The following is an 18,240-nucleotide window of genomic DNA, read 5'->3' on the forward strand; positions in this document are numbered from 1 at the left end:
GTAGAACTTTTATCTGGTGCATGATCCTTTCCGAAATCGAATCCGATTTTTCGGGGCCATGCACTAGGTTATCCCTACGCAGTCGCATGAGAGCCCTAAAGTCGCATGGCCTATCTCGACAACATCGCCGTCTTCGTCCGCGTCGTCGAGCTTGGCAATCTGTCGGCGGCGGGGCGCGACATGCGCATCTCGCCGGCGGTCGCTTCCAACCGCATCAAGGAACTCGAGAAGCACCTTGGTGTCAGGCTGTTCAACCGCACCACGCGGCAGCTGATGCCGACCGAGCACGGCACCGTGTTCTACTCCGGCGCCAAGCAGGTGCTGGAAGCCATCACCGAGGCGGAAGCTGCGGTCAGCGCCTTGTCCGGCCAGCCGCGCGGCACCATCAAGGTGACAGCGCCGCTTGGCCTCGGCCGGCGGCTGGTGGCGTCGGGAATCCCGGATTTCCACGACAAATATCCCGACATCGAGGTTCGTCTGAGGCTTTCGGACCACAATGTCGACATCATGAAGGAAGGCATCGACGTCGCGTTCAGACTGGGTATCATCGAGGATTCCAGCCTGAGAATGCGCGGCATCATGGAGTGCGAGCGGGTGCTGGTGGCGGCGCCGAAATATCTGGAGACGCGCGGCGAACCGACCGAGCCGCAGGAACTGATCGCCAGCAAACACGACTGCCTGATGCTGCGCTACGCCGGCGCGCGCGAATATGTGTGGACGCTGCAGACGGCCGACGGTCCGCGGAAATTCGAGGTGCACGGACCCTATGACACCGACGATGGCGACGTGCTGACCGGCTGGGCGCTGTCGGGCCGCGGCATCATCAACAAGCCGCGCTTCGAGGTCGAGCCGTTCATCCGCGACCGGCGTCTGAAGGTGATCCTGCCCGACACGCCACCGACGCCGGTGCAGTTCGCCGCCGTCTACCCGCACAAGAAGCTGCAGGACCCGAAGGTGCGGCTGCTGCTCGATTTCATGGCCGAGCGCTGCCAACGGCTGATCAAGGAAATTCTGGCCGGCAAATGAGCGTTGCTCGAATTCTGGCCGTCAGCCGGCCATTGCCTTGCCACGAGAGACGGGGTGCGGCGCGGCTCGCGCGCCGGCATGGGCGGCCAGTGCCGTCATGATCTCGGCCGCCGCCAAGGCCGCAATGACTTGCGGACGCTTGTCCTTGACCGCATCGCCGCCGATCGGCGAGACGAGGCCGGCAAATTGCGCCTCGCTGCCGTCCGCCGCCTTTAGGAACCAGTTCCTGAATGTCGCCTTCTTGGTCTTCGAGCCGATCATGCCGACATAGGCGGCATCCCGGCGTTTCAGTGCCTCGGCGACGATCAGGAAATCCAGTGCGTGGTCGTGAGTGAGGACGACGAATGCGGCGCCAGCCGAAGCCTTGCGCACCATCGCCTCGGGCATTGGCGTCAGGCTGGTTTCGACCGTGTCCGGCATGCCCTCCAGCGCCTCGGCCCGCGTCTCGACAACGACGACACGGACCGGCAGCAAGGCCACCGCCGAGGCCAGCGCCTGGCCGACATGGCCGCCGCCGAAGATGTAGACATGCGGCAGCTGCGCCTGCTCGGCGTCCGCCGCCGCGACCAGCTCTTGCGCCAACGCCGTGTCGACCAGCCGGATCAGCACCTCGACCCTGCCGCCGCAGCACTGCCCGATCTCGGGCCCGAGCGGGACATCGAGCGTGGCGACAGCTTTGCCGACGTCGTGCTGCACCTCACCCTTACCCTCTCCCCGTAAGGACGGGGAGAGGGTAAGGGCGCCAGCGTTGCGGCCAGTTCCCTTCTCCCCGTCACTATACGGGGAGAAGGTGCCGGCAGGCGGATGAGGGGCGGTGCCGACATCGGCAAATTCGCCAAAACCGGAGGCTGGAGAGGCCGATCGACCCAGCAGCTGCCGCGCTTTGTCGATCGCCATATATTCGAGCTGGCCGCCGCCGATCGTGCCAAAAATCGCCGCGCCCGAGACGAGCATGAAGGCGCCCTTCTCGCGGGGCGTCGAGCCTTTGGTCCCAGCCACCTCGACCAGGGCAACCCGTCCGGCGCCGCCAAGAAATGCTTTCAGGCTTTGCACTTTCGAGGTCATGTTTTTGCTTTCCCTATCGGGAAACATAGGGTTTTTCGGCCCGGATTGCACGCCTTGTACGAACCCCGGGACCGAGTTCAAGCACCAGCCTTGGCTTCCCTCTTCAGCCGTTCGATCGCCATCAGCACCCGCTCCGGCGTCGCCGGTGGGTCGAGGCGCGGGCAGATCCGATGGCCGGCAACGCTTGCCACCGCATCCGACAGCGCATGCAGCACCGAGATGCCGAGCGGCAGCGGCGGCTCGCCGACCGCCTTGGAGCGGTGCACCGTCGGCTCGCTCGCTTCCGGCCAATCGGCCAGCGTCACATTGAAGATCTTCGGTCGGTCCGAGGCGAGCGGAATCTTGTAGGTCGACGGCGCATGGGTGCGCAGCCGGCCCTTTTCGTCCCACCAAAGCTCCTCAGTCGTCAGCCATCCCATGCCCTGGATGAAGCCGCCTTCGACCTGGCCAAGGTCGATGGCGCGGTTCAGCGAGCGGCCGGTCTCGTGCAGGATGTCGGTGCGCTCGACGACATATTCGCCGGTCAGCGTGTCGACCGAGACTTCCGAGCACGCGGCGCCATAGGCGAAATAATAAAAGGGACGACCCTCGCCCTTGTCGCGATCCCAGTGGATTTTCGGCGTCTTGTAGAAGCCCGCCGCGGAAAGCTGGATGCGCGCCATGTAGGCCTGCCTGACGAGATCGGCGAAGGCGATCTCCTGGTTGCCGATACGCACCCGGTTGGGCAGGAACAGCACCTGATCGCACGGCACCTGGTATTTTTCGGCGGCGAAGTTGGTCAACCGCTCCTTGATCTGCCGGGCCGCGTTCTGCGCCGCCATGCCGTTGAGGTCGGAACCGGACGATGCGGCGGTCGCCGAGGTGTTCGGGACCTTGCCGGTCGTCGTCGCGGTGATCTTTATCTGGTCGACGTCGATCTGGAATTCTTCCGCCACCACCTGCGCCACCTTGACGTAGAGGCCCTGCCCCATTTCGGTCCCGCCATGGTTCAGATGCACCGAACCGTCGGTATAGACATGCACCAGCGCGCCGGCCTGATTGTAGTGGGTGGCGGTGAACGAGATGCCGAACTTGACCGGCGTCAGCGCCAATCCGCGCTTGATGAAGCGACTGTTGGCGTTGAAGGCACGAACCGTGCGGCGGCGCCTCGCATAGTCGCAACTCGCCTCCAGTTCGGCGACGATGCGGTGGATGATGTTGTCTTCGACCGTCTGGTGATAGGGCGTGATGTTGCGGTCGCTGGTGCCATAAAAGTTCTTCTTGCGGATTTCGAGCGGATCCTTGCCGACGGCAAAGGCGACCTCTTCGATGACACGCTCGGCGCCGACTATGCCTTGCGGCCCGCCGAAGCCGCGGAAGGCGGTGTTCGACACGGTGTTGGTGTAGAGCGGCGCCGATTGCGCATGAACCGCCGGCCAGAAATAGGTGTTGTCGCAGTGGAACAGCGCGCGATCGGTGACCGGGCCCGACAGGTCCGCCGAGAAGCCGCAGCGCGCCGCAAACATGAAATCGACGCCGAGGATATTGCCCTCGTCGTCGAAGCCGACCTCGTAATCGACGAGGAAGTCATGGCGCTTGCCGGTGGCGATCATGTCGTCGTCACGGTCGGGCCGGATTTTCACGGCGCGATGATGTTTCTTCGCGGCGATAGCGGCCAATACTGCAAACTGGTTGCCCTGCGTTTCCTTGCCGCCGAAAGCGCCGCCCATGCGGCGGATCTCGACCGTGACGGCATGGCTCGGCACGCCGAGCGCATGGCTGACCATGTGCTGGATTTCGCTCGGATGCTGGGTCGACGAATAAATCGTGACGTCCTGATCCTCGCCGGGAATGGCCATGGCGATCTGGCCTTCGAGATAAAAATGGTCCTGGCCGCCGATGCGCATTTTTCCTTTCAGCCGGCGCGGCGCCGCCCTGATCGCAGCCGCGGCATCGCCGCGCCTCAGGGTCAGCGGCGGCGTGACCAGCTTGTCCTTCCTGGGATCGAGGACGCCGATGTCGGTGACGAAAGGCAATTCCTTGTATTCGACCTTGGCCAGCCTTGTGGCGCGGCGCGCCTGCTCGCGGGTTTCGGCGATGACGCAAAAGATCGGTTGGCCGAAGAACTGCACCTTGCCGTCGGCCAGCACCGGTTCGTCGTGGCGGCCGGTCGGCGAGATATCGTTTTCGCCCGGCACGTCGCTCGCCGTCAGCACGTCGACGACGCCGGGTGCTGCGCGCACCGCCGCCAGGTCCATGCTGCTGATGGTGGCATGCGTGGCCGTCGAAAGCCCGAGGCAGCCATGCAGCATGCCAGATGATTCCGGCATGTCATCGATATAGACGGCCGTGCCGCGGACATGCTTGTGCGCGGAATCATGTCGCTGGTCGGTGGCAACGCCACCAGCGATTTTCTGCGCCTTGAGGTTTGGAGCGTGCTTGGTCATCACGCCGCCTCGTGGCGCGATATCTGGATCGGTGCTTTGGTGCCGCTGGTCTCGGCGAAGAACCGCAACAGCAGGTTGCGCGCCGCCAGCGCCCGGTATTCGGCGCTCGCCCGCATGTCGGTCAGCGGGGTAAAGTCTTTGGCGTACTCGGCCATGGCGGTCTCGACCGTCGGTTCCGTCCAGGGCCTGCCGAGCAGCGCCTTTTCCACGCCGAAAGCCCGCTTCGGCGTTGCCGCCATGCCGCCATAGGCGATGCGCACCTCCGCCACCGTGCCGTCCTTGGCCAGGGCCAGCAGGAATGCGCCAAGTGCGGCGGTGATGTCCTCGTCACGGCGCTTGGTGATCTTGTAGACGGCGAATTTGGTATCCCTGCCCGGCACTGGGACATGCACGGCCTCGACGAATTCGCCCGGCTGTCGGTCCTGCTTGCCATAGGCGATGAAGAAGTCTTCAAGCGAGATCGTCCGCCGCTTGTTGCCGCGGCGCAGCGTCAGCCGCGCGCCGAGTGCGATCAGCGGCGGCGGCGTGTCGCCGATCGGCGAGCCATTGGCGATGTTGCCGCCGATCGTGCCCATGTTGCGCACCTGATCGCCGCCGATGCGATCGAACAGCGGGCCCAGCGCCGGGATGCGTTTCGCCAGCATTGAGAAAGCCTCGGTGTAGGTGACACCAGCGCCGATCGAGATGATGCCCTTGTCTTCGGAAATCCGGCACAGCCCGTCGAGATTGCCGATGAAGATCGCCGGCGCAATCTCGCGCATGTGCTTGGTCACCCACAGGCCGACATCGGTCGAACCGGCAACGATGGTGGCGCCCGGCTCCTTGTCGAGCACGGCGGCGAGGTCGTCGGCATCGGCCGGGACGACCAGGCGCTGCTTGCCGGCGCCGATCTCGATGCGCGAACCGTCTTTCATCGCTTCGAGCTTGCTCGTGATCGCCTTGCGCTCCGCTGCCAGCGGATCCTTTGCCGCCTTGCCGTAGCTGGAGATGGCACGTGCCGCCCGCATGATCGCCTCGTAGCCGGTGCAGCGGCAGAGATTGCCCTGAAGCGCCTTTTCGATGGCTGCATCCGACGGCTCCGGTGACCGCATCCACAGGGCATAAAGCGACATGACGAAGCCCGGCGTGCAGAAGCCGCATTGCGAGCCGTGGAAATCGACCATCGCCTGCTGCACCGGATGCAGTTTTTCGCCGTCGCCGCGCAGATGCTCGACGGTTACGACATGCGTGCGATCGAGCGAGCCAAGGAAGCGGATGCAGGCATTGACGCTTTCATAGACCAGCCGGCCGCCTGACAGCCTTCCGACCAGCACGGTGCAAGCGCCGCAGTCGCCCTCGGCGCAGCCTTCCTTGGTGCCGCGCAGCGAGCGCTCGAGCCGCAGCCAGTCGAGCAAGGTCTCGTCGGGCGCGAACGTGGTCAGCGCAACATCCTCGCCATTGAGGATGAAGCGTATCTCATTGCGTATCTTGAGCCTCGTCATGTCTCAGCTCCCCCGATAGGTCGAATAGCCGTAGGGCGATATGAGCAGCGGCACGTGATAGTGCATCGGCTCGGCCATGCCGAAGCGGATCGGCACGCTGTCGAGGAAGGCCGGTTCCGGGAGTCTCAACCCCTGCCGGCGCAGATAGTCGCCGGCGGCGAAGACCAGCTCGTATTCGCCGGTGCGGAATTCCGCGTCGGCAAGCAGCGGCGCGTCACACCGGCCGTCGGCATTGGTGACCGCTGTCTTCAGATGCGTCCGCATGTCGTCGTTGATGCGGTAAAGCTCGATCGACAGGCCTGCCGCCGGCCTGCCGGTCGCGGTGTCGAGGACATGGGTCGTCAGACGTCCGCCTTCGGCTTTCGACGATTCCGCCACTGGCTGCTCCCATTCCGGTACACTCGAACATGTCCGGTACAGTCGAACATGTTTGGCGAATTGTGCGCCCATTAAAGGCGATGCATAAGTCCCGGTCGAGTGAAGTGCTGCAAAAACACTTTCAAAAATTTTCGGGGGAATGCGCAAGCAACCCTTTCGACTATCCTGATCACACTATCCGGCAGGAGCGACAATGCGTTACGAACGAGACATGCGCGGCTACGGCGCCAATCCGCCGGATCCGAAATGGCCCGGCAGGGCGCATGTCGCGGTGCAGTTCGTCGTCAATTACGAGGAAGGCGGCGAAAATTGCGTCCTGCACGGCGACAAGGCTTCGGAAGCCTTCCTGTCCGAGATCGTCGGCGCTGCACCCTGGCCCGGGCAGCGCCACCGGAACATGGAATCGATCTACGAATATGGCGCCCGCGCCGGCTTCTGGCGATTGCTGCGCCTGTTCACCGAGGCTGAGGTGCCGATCACCTGCTACGGCGTCGCCACAGCACTGGCGCGTTCGCCCGACCAGGTCGTGGCGATGCAGGAGGCCGGCTGGGAGATCGCCTCGCACGGGCTGAGATGGATCGACTATCGCGACCATGCGCCGGAGGACGAGCGCCGCGACATGGACGAGGCAATCCGGCTGCACTACGAGGTGACCGGGGCACGGCCGACCGGCTGGTACACCGGCCGCACGTCGATCAACACCGTGCGGCTGGCGGCGGAAGAGGGCGGCTTCGACTATGTGTCGGACACGTATGACGACGAGCTGCCGTACTGGTTCGAGCATGGTGGGCCGGACGGGTCGGCAAAGCCGCAGCTCATCATCCCCTATACGCTCGACGCCAACGACATGCGTTTCGCCACGCCGCAGGGCTTCAACTCGGGCGACCAGTTCTTCGCCTATCTTAGGGATAGTTTCGACACGCTCTATGCCGAGGGCAAGGCAGGGCGGCCGCGCTTGATGAATATCGGCCTGCACTGCCGCCTCGTCGGCAGGCCGGGCCGGGTCGCGGCGCTGAAGCGCTTCGTCGACTACGTCAAATCGCACGACAGGGTCTGGCTGGCGCGACGCATCGACATTGCAAGGCACTGGCAAGAAAACCATCCGTTCCGGCCGCCGACGCTGCGCCCGTCGAAGATGGAATCCGAGGCTTTCGTCCAGGCATTCGGCGGCGTATTCGAGCATTCGCCGTGGATCGCCGAGCGCGCCTGTGAGCTGGAGCTCGGTCCGGCGCATGACAGTGCCGGCGGCCTGCACAATGCGCTGTGCCGTGTCTTTCGCGGCGCCAGCGAGACCGAGCGGCTCTCCGTGCTCAACGCCCATCCCGACCTTGCCGGAAAACTGGCTCAGGCCAAGCGGCTGACAACGGAATCGGCCAGGGAACAGGCTTCCGCCGGGCTCGAGGCGCTGACCGATAAAGAGCGCGAGCTGTTCTCCAAGCTCAATGCCGCCTACGTCACCAGTTTCGGCTTCCCCTTCATCATCGCGGTGAAAGGCAAGACCAAGGAAGAAATCCTGGCGGAGTTCGAGGCGCGCATCGGCAACAGCCGCGCCGTTGAATTCGAAACCGCCTGCAAACAGGTCGAGCGTATCGCACTGCTCCGCCTCAAGGACATGCTTCCGCAATAGGCCTGGCTTCCGCAACAGGCTCTGAACTGATGGATACGATGAAAATGGCCGACCGAACCTATTACGCGCCGCAGGGCGGCCACCCCGGCCAGAGTGAGCTGCTGACCGGCCGGGCCGTCTTCACCGAGGCCTATGCCGTCATTCCCAGGGGGGTGATGCAGGACATCGTCACCAGCGCCCTGCCGTTCTGGGACAAGACCCGCGTCTGGGTGCTGTCGCGCCCGCTGTCGGGTTTTGCCGAGACGTTTTCGCAATACATCGTCGAGGTCGCGCCCGGCGGCGGCAGCGACCGGTCGGAACCGGATGCCGCCGCCGAGGGCGCCCTGTTCGTGGTCGAGGGCGAGCTGACCGTTTTGCTGGCTGGCGAGAAACATGTCCTGCAGCCGGGCGGCTTTGCTTTCCTGCCGCCGGCCAGCGGATGGACCGTTCGCAACGAGGGCGGCGCACCCGTTCGTTTCCACTGGATCCGAAAAGCCTATGAAGCCGTGGAGGGCATCGATACGCCGCAAGCCCTTTTTGCAAACGAACAGGACATCGCGCCCACGCCCATGCCCGGCACCGAAGGCAGATGGGCGACGACGCGTTTCGTCGATCCTGAAGACATGCGCCACGACATGCACATCACCCTGGTTACACTCGAGCCGGGCGCGGTCATCCCCTTCGCCGAGACCCATGTCATGGAGCACGGCCTCTATGTGCTGGAGGGCAAGGCGGTCTACCGCCTTAACCAGGACTGGGTCGAGGTCGAGGCCGGCGACTATATGTGGCTGCGCGCCTTCTGCCCGCAGGCCTGCTATGCCGGCGGTCCGAGCCAGTTCCGATATCTGCTCTACAAGGACGTCAACCGGCATGCCAAGCTTGGCGGCGCCGGCGTCGCGAGGCGCGCGCCATGAGCCGCATTGTGGCGCGCCCGCTGACCCGCGAGAACTTCGCTGAATTCGGCGACGTCATCGATATGGGCGGCGACAATCACTACCCGATCAATGGCGGCAAGGCGGAACGCTACCACGACCTCGCCACCGCCGAGGCGCAGGGACCGAATGCGCGCGTGCTGATCTCTATGGTGCGCGGCACGCCTTACGATTTTCCGCTGAAGCTCACCATGGTCGAGCGTCACCCGTTCGGCAGCCAGGCTTTCATCCCGCTGTCGCCACGGCCGTTCCTGGTCGTCGTCTGCCATGACAGCGACGAAGGCCCGGGAGAGCCGCACGCATTCATCACCGCGCCCGGGCAAGGCGTCAATTACCCACGCAATCGGTGGCACGGCGTGCTGACGCCGATCGGTGAGGCCCAGGATTTTCTCGTCGTCGACCGCGGTGGCGACGGCTCCAACCTCGAAGAGTGCCATTTCTCGCACGGTTACGAGATCGATCTGCCGGACAGGAGCCAATAATGGCCGATACTTCGCTGATCGACCGCCTGCTCGACGTCATCGAGCATGACATCGTGCCGAAGACGGCCGAAGGCGTCGCCCATGGCAACAAGCTGTTCGGCGCGGCGATCTTGAGAAAGGATGACCGCTCGCTGGTGCTCGCCGAAACCAACAACGAGGCGGAAAATCCGCTCTGGCATGGCGAGGTGCACTGCCTGAAGCGGTTCTACGAAATGCCGAAGGCCGAGCGCGTCGACACCAAGGACGCGATCTTCCTCGCCACGCACGAACCCTGCTCGCTCTGCCTGTCGGCGATCACCTGGACCGGCTTCGACAATTTCTACTATCTGTTTTCGCACGAGGATTCGCGCGACAGCTTCGCCATCCCACACGACCTGAAGATCCTGAAGGAGGTCTTCACCCTCGACCCTGGCGGCTACAATGCCGAGAACGCCTATTGGAAGAGCTTTTCGATCCGAAGACTGGTGCGGTCGCTGCCCGAGGCCGAGCGCAAGCGGCTGGAAGCACGGATCGGCAAGATCTCGGCGCGCTACGACGAACTGTCCAGCGCTTACCAGGCGAGCAAGGACGAAAACGACATTCCGTTGAGTTGACGCGGATTGACCAGCCGAATTCGTTGGCTGGCCCACGACGACGTCCCACGGGCTCCATCATTTGGCGGTCCTGGAGTCGCCCGCATGAAAACCGTCACTGAATTTCCCCGCAAGGTCGTCGAGTTTCCGGACATGGGCATCGTCATGCCGGATGGCTGCCGGCTGTCGGCGCGGGTGTGGATGCCGGCCGATGCCGCCGACGATCCGGTGCCGGCGATCCTCGAGCACCTGCCCTACCGCAAGCGCGACGGCACGATCTTTCGCGATCAGCTGACGCATCCCTATTTCGCCGGCTATGGCTACGCAGCGATCCGCGTCGACATGCGCGGCAATGGCGATTCCGAAGGGCTGATGGACGACGAATATTCCGAGCAGGAATTGCAGGACGCCTGCGATGTGATCGCCTGGGCGGCCGCCCAGCCCTGGTGCAACGGCAATGTCGGCATGATGGGCATCTCCTGGGGCGGCTTCAACTGCCTGCAGGTTGCAGCCAAGCAGCCGCCGGCGTTGAAGGCAGTCATCAGCCTGTGCTCGACCGTCGACCGCTATGCCGACGACATCCACTACAAGGGCGGCTGCCTGCTGATCGAGAATTTCGGCTGGGCCTCGACCATGCTCTCCTATTCGTCGCGGCCACCGGACCCGCTGCTGGCCGGCGACAACAGATGGCGCGACCTATGGCTGACCCGGCTGGAGAACCAGCCCTTCCTGGCGCCGCTGTGGCTGAGACACCAGCACCGCGACGCCTATTGGAAGCGCGGTTCGATCTGCGAGAACTATTCCGCCATCCAAGCCGCCGTGCTGTCGATCGGCGGCTGGCATGACGGCTATCGCAATACGATTTCCTACCTCGCGGCCAATATCGAGGCGCCGGTCAAGGGCATCGTCGGCCCGTGGATCCACAAGTACCCGCATTACGCCGCACCGAAACCAGCGATCGGCTTCCTGCAGGAGGCCTTGCGCTGGTGGGACCGCTGGTTGAAAGGCATCGACACCGGCGTCGAGGCCGACCCGGCCTACCGCGCCTATGTGATGGACAGCGTGCGCCCCGCGCGTTGGCATCCCGAGCGGCCCGGCCGCTGGGTTGCCGAAGCAGACTGGCCATCGCCCAACATCAAGGCTGAGGCGATCGAACTGATCCCGGAAGGCGCCAGGCCTGCAATCGTGGCTTCGCCACAAAGCTGCGGCCTCGCCGGCGGCGAATATTTCCCCTTCACCTTCGGGCCGGAACTGCCCGGCGACCAGCGCCCCGACGATGCGCTGTCGGTGTGTTTCGACCAGCCCCCGCTCGGCGAGGCGATCGACATTGTCGGCGCGCCGGAGGTTTTGATCCAGGTCGCCTCGGATCGACCGCAGGCGAACATCGCGGTGCGGCTGTGCGACGTGCATCCTGACGGCGCATCCGAATTGATCTCCTACGGCGTGCTCAACCTGACGCACCGCAACTCGCATGAATTCCCCGAGGCGCTGGTGCCGGAAGAGACCGTTTTGGCGCGGGTGGTGCTCGACCAATGCGCCTATCGCGTGCCATCAGGCCATCGCCTGCGTATTGCCGTTTCGAACGCCTACTGGCCGATGATCTGGCCATCGCCGGAACCGGTTCGGCTCGACCTGTCGGCGGCTACGCTGAAGCTGCCGCTGCGTCCGCCGGCGCAAGGCGACGAAGTCACGTTCCCTACGCTCGAGGCAGCCGTGCCCTGGGCAACCGAAACGGTCCGTGCCGCCAATTCGGAGCGTCATGTTGATCGCGACGAGAAGACCGGAATCGTCACGCTTTCCATTGTCGACGATTTCGGCGAGGTGCGCGACCTGGAGCATGGCCTCGCCAATGGCAGCGTCGCCCGCGAGACATGGGCGATCCATCCTGACAATCCGCTGTCAGCGTCGGGCAAGACGCACTGGACGCAAACGCTGTCGCGAAATGGATGGTCGGTGCGCACAGAAACGTCAGCCGAGATGCGGTCCGATGCGCAAAACTTCATTATTAGCGCCAGAATCGAAGCCTATGAAGGCGAGGAACTGGTTTTCGAGCGTAATTTCGAAGAGAAAATCCCGCGCGATCTGCTTTGAGCGCTTATGCGGATTGGTCCAATTGCGACGTACGATTTACGCCACGGCATGTCGCATTCGGTCTTGCTTACGGCGTTCCCTTGCGGTCATTATTCTCCTCACAAGAAACCATAAAAAACGACCACAAGGTCGAACCAACAGAGTGAGGAACTCAACATGTCAAACGAACTGGAATTTCTTAGCCTGCGCGTCGCATCCGGCAAACTGAGCCGTCGTGATTTTCTCGGCCGGGCGGCAGCGCTCGGCGTCACCGCGACCTTCGCCAACTCGCTGCTTTCAAGTGCAGCGCGCGCCGCGGGTCCGGTCAAGGGCGGCACGTTGAAGGCCGGCCTGGTCGGCGGCGAGTCCACCAACAGCCTCGATCCGGCCCTGTTCATGACGCAGGTGCCGTTCGCCTTCGGCAAGATGTGGGGCGAACTGATCGTCGAGCTTTCCCCGGAAGGCACGCTCGAGAACCGCATCGCCGAGGAGATCGGCTCGTCTGACGACGCCAAGGTCTGGACGCTGAAGATTCGCGACGGCGTCGAATTCCATAACGGCAAGACGGTAACCGCCGAGGACGTCGCCGCCACACTCGAACGCCATTCGGACGAGAAGTCGAAGTCGGGCGCGCTCGGCTACATGAAAGGCATCGAGAGCATCAAGGCCAGCGGCAAGGAAGTCGTGCTGACGCTGAAGGAAGCCAATGCCGACCTGCCCTATCTGCTCAGCGATTACCATTTGATCATCCAGCCCAATGGCGGCAAGGACAAGGCCGACGCCGGCATCTCGGCCGGACCCTACAAGATCACCACCAACGAGCCCGGCGTGCGCCATGGCGGCGAGCGGTTCGCCAATTACTGGCAGGCCGACAAGATGGGCCATGCCGACCAGATCGAGATCATCGTCATCAACGACGCCACGGCGCGCACTTCGGCCTTGCAGGGCGGCCAGGTCAACATGATCAACCGCGTCGAGCCGAAGATCGTCGACCTGATCAAGCGGCTGCCCGGCGTCACCATCCGCAACCATGCGGGTCCTGGCCACTACGTCTTCATCATGCATTGCAACACGGCGCCGTTCGACAACAACGATTTGCGCATGGCGCTGAAGCTGGCGATCGACCGCGAGGAGATGCTCGACAAGATCCTCAGAGGCTATGGCTCGCTCGGCAACGACTTCCCGATCAACTCGGCCTATCCGCTGTTTTCCGAGGACATCGAGCAGCGCAAATACGATCCCGACAAGGCCAAGTTTCATTTCAAGAAGTCGGGCCATGACGGCGCCGTCCTGCTCAGGACATCGGACGTCGCCTTCCCCGGCGCCGTCGATGCCGCGCAGCTGTTCCAGCAAAGCGCGGCCAAGGCCGGCATCACTCTGGAGATCAAGCGCGAGCCGGGCGACGGCTACTGGTCGGAAGTATGGAACAAGCAGCCCTTCTGCGCCTCCTACTGGGGCGGACGCTCGACGCAGGACCAGATGTACTCGACTGCGTACCTGTCGACGGCCGACTGGAACGACACGCGTTTCAAGCGTCCCGAGTTCGACAAGATGGTGCTGGCGGCGCGTGCCGAGCTCGACGAAGCCAAGCGCAAGGCGATGTATCGCGACATGGCGATGCTCGTCCGCGACGAAGGTGGCCTGATCCTGCCGATGTTCAACCAGTTCATCGACGCGACGGGCGCCAAGGTCGCCGGCTGGGTCGACGATCCGCATCAGGAGCTGATGAACGGGTACGCTCTGGCAAAGTGCTGGCTCGAAGCCTGAGCCCGGCCTTGCGGATATGTCCTCACCCATCGTGAAACTGGTGGCCCAGCGCATTGCGCTGGGCATCCTCCTGCTGTTAGCCGTATCGGTCCTGATCTTCGCCGGCACCCAGATCCTGCCCGGCGACGTCGCGCAAGCCATCCTCGGACAGTCGGCGACACCGGAGTCGCTCGCCAATCTGCGCGAGCAGCTCGGCCTCAACGATCCGGCCTTTATCCGCTATTTCCGCTGGCTCGGCGGCGTCGTGACCGGTGATCTCGGCACCGCCATGTCCAGCGGGCAGGATATTGCGACGTCGATCAAGGGGCGGTTGTGGAACACGCTGTTCCTCGCCTTCTGGGCGGCGGTCGTTGCCGTGCCGCTGGCGATCATTCTCGGCCTGATTGCGGTGCGTTACCGCAATGGCTGGGTCGACAAGCTGATCTCCGGACTGGCGCTTGCCTCGACCTCGTTTCCCGAATTCTTCATCGGCTATGTACTCGTCTATTTCTTTGCCGTGAAATACCAGATCTTCCCCGGCATCTCGACGGTCTATGACGGGATGCCGTTCGGCGAGCGCATGCAGGCGATCATGCTGCCGGCGGCGGCACTGACGCTGGTGGTGCTCGCCCACATGATGCGGATGACGCGCGCCGCGATCCTCAATGTCATGCAATCGGCGTATGTCGAGACGGCGGAGCTCAAGGGTCTTTCGGCATTCGCCGTCATTCGCAGGCATGCCTTCCCCAATGCGATTGCGCCGATCATCAACGTCGTCATGCTCAACCTCGCCTACCTGATCGTCGGCGTCGTCGTTGTCGAAGTGATCTTCGTCTATCCGGGCATGGGGCAGTATCTCGTCGACCACGTCACCAAGCGTGACGTACCGGTGGTGCAGGCGGTCGGCCTGATCTTCGCCGCGGTTTATATCAGCCTGAACATCATTGCGGACATAGCGGCGATCGTCGCCAATCCGCGTCTCAGACATCCGAAGTGAGGGGCGGCGCTGTGCTCGACATAAAACGCATCCCCATCCCTGCGCTGATCGGCCTGGTGCTGACGGCATTGTTCGTGCTGGCGGCGATCTTCGCGCCCTGGATCGCGCCTTACGGCAATGGCGAGATCGTCGGCGACGTCTGGGCACCGATGTCGGCGACACATTTGCTGGGCACCGACAATCTCGGCCGCGACCTTCTTTCGCGCATGATCTACGGCGCCCGCGTCACGTTGTTCATCGCGGTGCTGGCCACCGCGCTGTCCTTCTCGCTCGGCGCCATCCTTGGCTTCTCGGCGGCGGTTTTCGGCGGCTGGTTCGACACGCTTATGTCGCGCCTTGTCGATCTCCTGATGTCTATTCCGACGCTGATCATGGGCCTCGTCGTGCTCTCCGTGCTGCCAACCAATCTGGTGACGCTGATCCTGGTCATGGGCATTCTCGACTCGACCCGTGTCTACCGCCTGTCGCGGGCGGTCGCCGTCGACATCAACGTCATGGATTTCGTCGAGGCGGCCAAGCTGCGCGGCGAAGGCAGTGTGTGGATCATCTTCCGCGAGATCCTGCCCAATGCGTTGTCGCCGCTGGTTTCGGAACTCGGCCTGCGCTTCATCTATGCCGTGCTGTTCCTGTCGACGCTGTCCTTTCTCGGCCTCGGCGTGCAGCCGCCTAGCGCCGACTGGGGCGGCATGGTCAAGGAAAACAAGGACGGCATCGTCTTCGGCATCGCGGCGGCGCTCATCCCTGCCGCGGCGATCGCCATGCTGGCGATTTCCGTCAACCTTGTCGCCGACTGGGTGCTCAACCGCACGGCGAGCCTGAAGGGAGGGCGCGGGTAATGGCTGACCAGCGAGCAAAGAACGTGTTGCTCGATATCCGCAACCTGCGCATCGAGGCGACAGTGTTCCCGCCGGGCGAGGCGCCGAAAAACATCGTGCTGGTCCACGACGTCTCGCTCACGCTCGAGAAGGGCAAGGTGCTCGGCCTGATCGGCGAGTCCGGAGCCGGCAAGTCGACCATCGGCCTGGCGTCGATGGGCTATGGCCGCGGCGGCGTGCGCATCACCGGCGGCGAAGTCATGCTCAACGGCCGCGACATTCTCAAGTGCGGCAAGGAGGGCTTTCGCAAGCTGCGCGGCCGCGAGGTCTGCTATGTCGCGCAATCGGCTGCCGCCGCCTTCAACCCGGCGCACAGACTGATGGACCAGGTGGTCGAGGCGACGCTGCTGCATGGCACGGCAACGCGGGCCGCGGCCGAAAAACGCGCCATCGCGTTGTTCAAGAAGCTCAGCCTTCCGAACCCCGAAAGCATTGGCGAGCGCTTTCCGCACCAGGTGTCCGGCGGCCAGCTGCAGCGTGTGATGACGGCGATGGCGCTGTGTTCCGAGCCCGACCTGATCGTCTTCGACGAGCCTACCACGGCGCTTGACGTGACGACGCAGATCGACGTGCTGGCGGCGATCAAGGACGCCATCCGCGACACGCATGTCGCGGCGCTGTACATCACCCATGACCTTGCCGTCGTCGCTCAGGTCTCGGACGAGATCATGGTCCTGCGCCATGGCCGGCTGGTCGAATGGGGCGGCACCCGCCAGATCATCAAGGAGCCGCGCCAGGAATACACCAATGCGCTGGTGTCAGTGCACGAGATCGAGCACCAGGAGCAAAGGCCCGGCACGAACCCTTTCCTGTCGGTCAAGAACATCACCGCCGCCTATGGCCGCAGCCATATCAAGGTGCTGAAGAACGTCTCGGTTGACATCTATCCTGGCCAGACGCTGGCGGTGGTCGGCGAGTCCGGCTCGGGCAAGTCGACGCTGGCGCGCGCCATCACCGGCCTTCTGCCGCCCGAACAAGGCACCGTCACCTTCGACGGGCGGCCGCTCGCCAACCGGCTTGCCGATCGGCCCAAGGAGGATCTGCGCCAGTTGCAGATGATCTACCAGATGGCCGACGTGGCGATGAACCCGCGCCAGACCGTCGGCACCATCATCGGCCGGCCGCTCGAATTCTATTTTGGTTTGCGCGGCCGAGAGCGCGACAAGCGCGTCGCCGAATTGCTTGACAAGATCGAAATGGGCAAGGGCTTTGTCGACCGCTACCCGGCCGAGCTTTCCGGTGGCCAGAAGCAGCGCGTCTGCATCGCCCGCTCGCTCGCCGCCAAGCCGAAGCTGATCATCTGCGACGAGGTGACCTCGGCGCTCGACCCGCTGGTCGCCAACGGCATCCTGAAGCTGCTGCTCGAGCTGCAGAAGGAGGAAAACGTCGCCTATCTGTTCATCACCCACGATCTCGCCACGGTGAAGTCGATCGCCGATTCGATCGCGGTGATGTATCGCGGCGAGGTGGTGCGCTACGGTGCCAAGAGCCAGGTGTTGGCGCCGCCCTTCGACGCCTACACCGACCTTCTCTTGTCCTCAGTCCCCGAAATGGAGATCGGCTGGCTGGAGAAGGCGATCAAGGGACGACGCATGGCCAGCGCCGGCAATTAGACACCCCGGTGGCGCTCGAGACAAAACTTCTGCTGATCATCCTTGACGGCGTGCCTTATCGCAATTGGCGCCGGCTGATGGGCAATCTCGAAGGCTGGGTGCAATCGGGCGAAGCGCGCGTCTGGAAGATGCGCTCCGTGCTGCCGTCGACCTCGGCCTGCTGCTATGCGTCGATCCATACTGGCGTGGCGCCGCAAGTGCACGGCATCCTGACCAACGAGAACCGGTTCCGCGTTGAGCAACCCGACATATTCTCCGAGGTCAGCAAAGCCGGTGGCAAGACCGGCGCGGTCACTCATTCCTACTGGTCCGAATTCTTCCGGGCTTATCCGTTCGATCTGGTCGAGGACATGGAGTTCGATGAGCCCGGCGGGCCGATCACGCATGGCCGGTTCCACACCATGACCGGCTACAACGCCCGCAATCAGATGACGCCGAGCGACGTCGACCTGTTCGCGACGCTGACGATGCTGACCAGGCGCCACGGCATCGACTACGGCATCCTGCACACCTGCACGCTGGACTCGATGGGCCACCGCTTCGGCCACGACTGCCATGAGATGGACAATGCCGTCTATGCGATGGACGGCATGCTGGCCACCTTCCTGCCGCGCTGGCGGGAAGCCGGCTACGAGGTGATCGTCACCGCCGATCACGGCCAGACCGATCGCGGCCATCATGGCGGCCATGACGACGAGATGCAGGATTTTGCGCTTTACTACTTCGGGCCCGGCATGGGGCCGGAGGCCGACGCTCAATTAGACCAGTTGCAGCTTGCGCCTACGGTGCTTGCGCGCCTCGGCGTGCCGGTGCCCGCGACGATGAAGGCCAGGCCGTTCCTGGACTGAACACGCGTCTTCCCTTCTCCCGCTGTGGGAGAAGGTGGATTGGCGCGAAGCGACAAGACCGATGAGGGGTGTTGTAAGAAACTCGGCGTGAAAATATTGAGGGATTTGAAGCGTTTATTTCTT

15 protein-coding genes are annotated in these 18,240 nt (G+C 63.7%); 11 read left to right on the forward strand and 4 right to left on the reverse strand.

Translation table 11 applies throughout. From position 1 onward, the window contains the following. Positions 1–105 precede the first annotated feature (105 nt). Positions 106–1,026, forward strand: a complete 921-nt coding sequence (locus tag AC0L15_RS04295; protein WP_287246696.1) for a LysR family transcriptional regulator — start codon at positions 106–108, stop codon at positions 1,024–1,026. A gap of 21 nt (positions 1,027–1,047) precedes the next feature. On the opposite strand, the gene xdhC is transcribed toward AC0L15_RS04295, so the two are convergent. From xdhC to uraH, 4 genes are all read right to left on the reverse strand, one after another. After that, positions 1,048–2,091: a xanthine dehydrogenase accessory protein XdhC gene (gene xdhC / locus AC0L15_RS04300; RefSeq protein WP_287246697.1), complete on the reverse strand. Its 1,044-nt coding sequence runs from the start codon at positions 2,089–2,091 to the stop codon at positions 1,048–1,050. A 77-nt stretch (positions 2,092–2,168) separates the two neighbouring features. Then, positions 2,169–4,517, reverse strand: a complete 2,349-nt coding sequence (gene xdhB / locus AC0L15_RS04305) for a xanthine dehydrogenase molybdopterin binding subunit (protein ID WP_287246698.1) — start codon at positions 4,515–4,517, stop codon at positions 2,169–2,171. Further along, a complete protein-coding gene (gene xdhA / locus AC0L15_RS04310; protein WP_287063910.1) occupies positions 4,517–5,998 on the reverse strand; it encodes a xanthine dehydrogenase small subunit in 1,482 nt (493 codons plus the stop codon). The genes xdhB and xdhA overlap by 1 nt, the downstream gene beginning before the upstream one ends. A 3-nt stretch (positions 5,999–6,001) precedes the next feature. Continuing rightward, positions 6,002–6,376 carry a hydroxyisourate hydrolase gene (uraH, locus tag AC0L15_RS04315; RefSeq protein ID WP_128171047.1) on the reverse strand — a complete coding sequence of 125 codons (375 nt, stop codon included), beginning with the start codon at positions 6,374–6,376 and terminating at the stop codon, positions 6,002–6,004. 193 nt (positions 6,377–6,569) lie between these two features. Between uraH and puuE the strand changes: the two genes are divergently transcribed. From puuE to AC0L15_RS04365, 10 genes are all read left to right on the forward strand, one after another. Next, positions 6,570–8,003, forward strand: coding sequence for an allantoinase PuuE (gene puuE, locus AC0L15_RS04320; RefSeq protein WP_287246699.1), 1,434 nt, complete (start codon positions 6,570–6,572; stop codon positions 8,001–8,003). Positions 8,004–8,047: 44 nt separating this feature from the next. Beyond that, positions 8,048–8,896 (forward strand): bifunctional allantoicase/(S)-ureidoglycine aminohydrolase, encoded by an 849-nt coding sequence (locus tag AC0L15_RS04325; protein WP_473495946.1) that lies wholly within the window; start codon positions 8,048–8,050, stop codon positions 8,894–8,896. Next, complete coding sequence (locus tag AC0L15_RS04330) at positions 8,893–9,396, forward strand: ureidoglycolate lyase (RefSeq protein ID WP_027151451.1); 504 nt, start codon at positions 8,893–8,895, stop codon at positions 9,394–9,396. The genes AC0L15_RS04325 and AC0L15_RS04330 overlap by 4 nt, the downstream gene beginning before the upstream one ends. Next, positions 9,396–9,989, forward strand: a complete 594-nt coding sequence (locus AC0L15_RS04335) for a nucleoside deaminase (RefSeq protein ID WP_128172886.1) — start codon at positions 9,396–9,398, stop codon at positions 9,987–9,989. Before AC0L15_RS04330 ends, AC0L15_RS04335 begins: the two co-directional genes overlap by 1 nt. A gap of 84 nt (positions 9,990–10,073) precedes the next feature. Then, a complete protein-coding gene (locus AC0L15_RS04340) occupies positions 10,074–12,059 on the forward strand; it encodes a CocE/NonD family hydrolase (RefSeq protein ID WP_287246701.1) in 1,986 nt (661 codons plus the stop codon). Between the two features lie 156 nt (positions 12,060–12,215). Next, positions 12,216–13,805 (forward strand): ABC transporter substrate-binding protein, encoded by a 1,590-nt coding sequence (locus tag AC0L15_RS04345; RefSeq protein WP_128171041.1) that lies wholly within the window; start codon positions 12,216–12,218, stop codon positions 13,803–13,805. Positions 13,806–13,821: 16 nt separating this feature from the next. Beyond that, a complete protein-coding gene (locus AC0L15_RS04350; protein ID WP_023796836.1) occupies positions 13,822–14,781 on the forward strand; it encodes an ABC transporter permease in 960 nt (319 codons plus the stop codon). Between the two features lie 11 nt (positions 14,782–14,792). Then, complete coding sequence (locus tag AC0L15_RS04355) at positions 14,793–15,617, forward strand: ABC transporter permease (RefSeq protein WP_023796837.1); 825 nt, start codon at positions 14,793–14,795, stop codon at positions 15,615–15,617. Beyond that, positions 15,617–17,269 (forward strand): ABC transporter ATP-binding protein, encoded by a 1,653-nt coding sequence (locus AC0L15_RS04360; RefSeq protein WP_287246702.1) that lies wholly within the window; start codon positions 15,617–15,619, stop codon positions 17,267–17,269. Before AC0L15_RS04355 ends, AC0L15_RS04360 begins: the two co-directional genes overlap by 1 nt. An 8-nt stretch (positions 17,270–17,277) precedes the next feature. Beyond that, positions 17,278–18,117, forward strand: a complete 840-nt coding sequence (locus tag AC0L15_RS04365; protein ID WP_128182453.1) for an alkaline phosphatase family protein — start codon at positions 17,278–17,280, stop codon at positions 18,115–18,117. The last annotated feature ends 123 nt before the right edge of the window (positions 18,118–18,240 follow it).

Source organism: Mesorhizobium sp. WSM4846, from assembly GCF_055811415.1.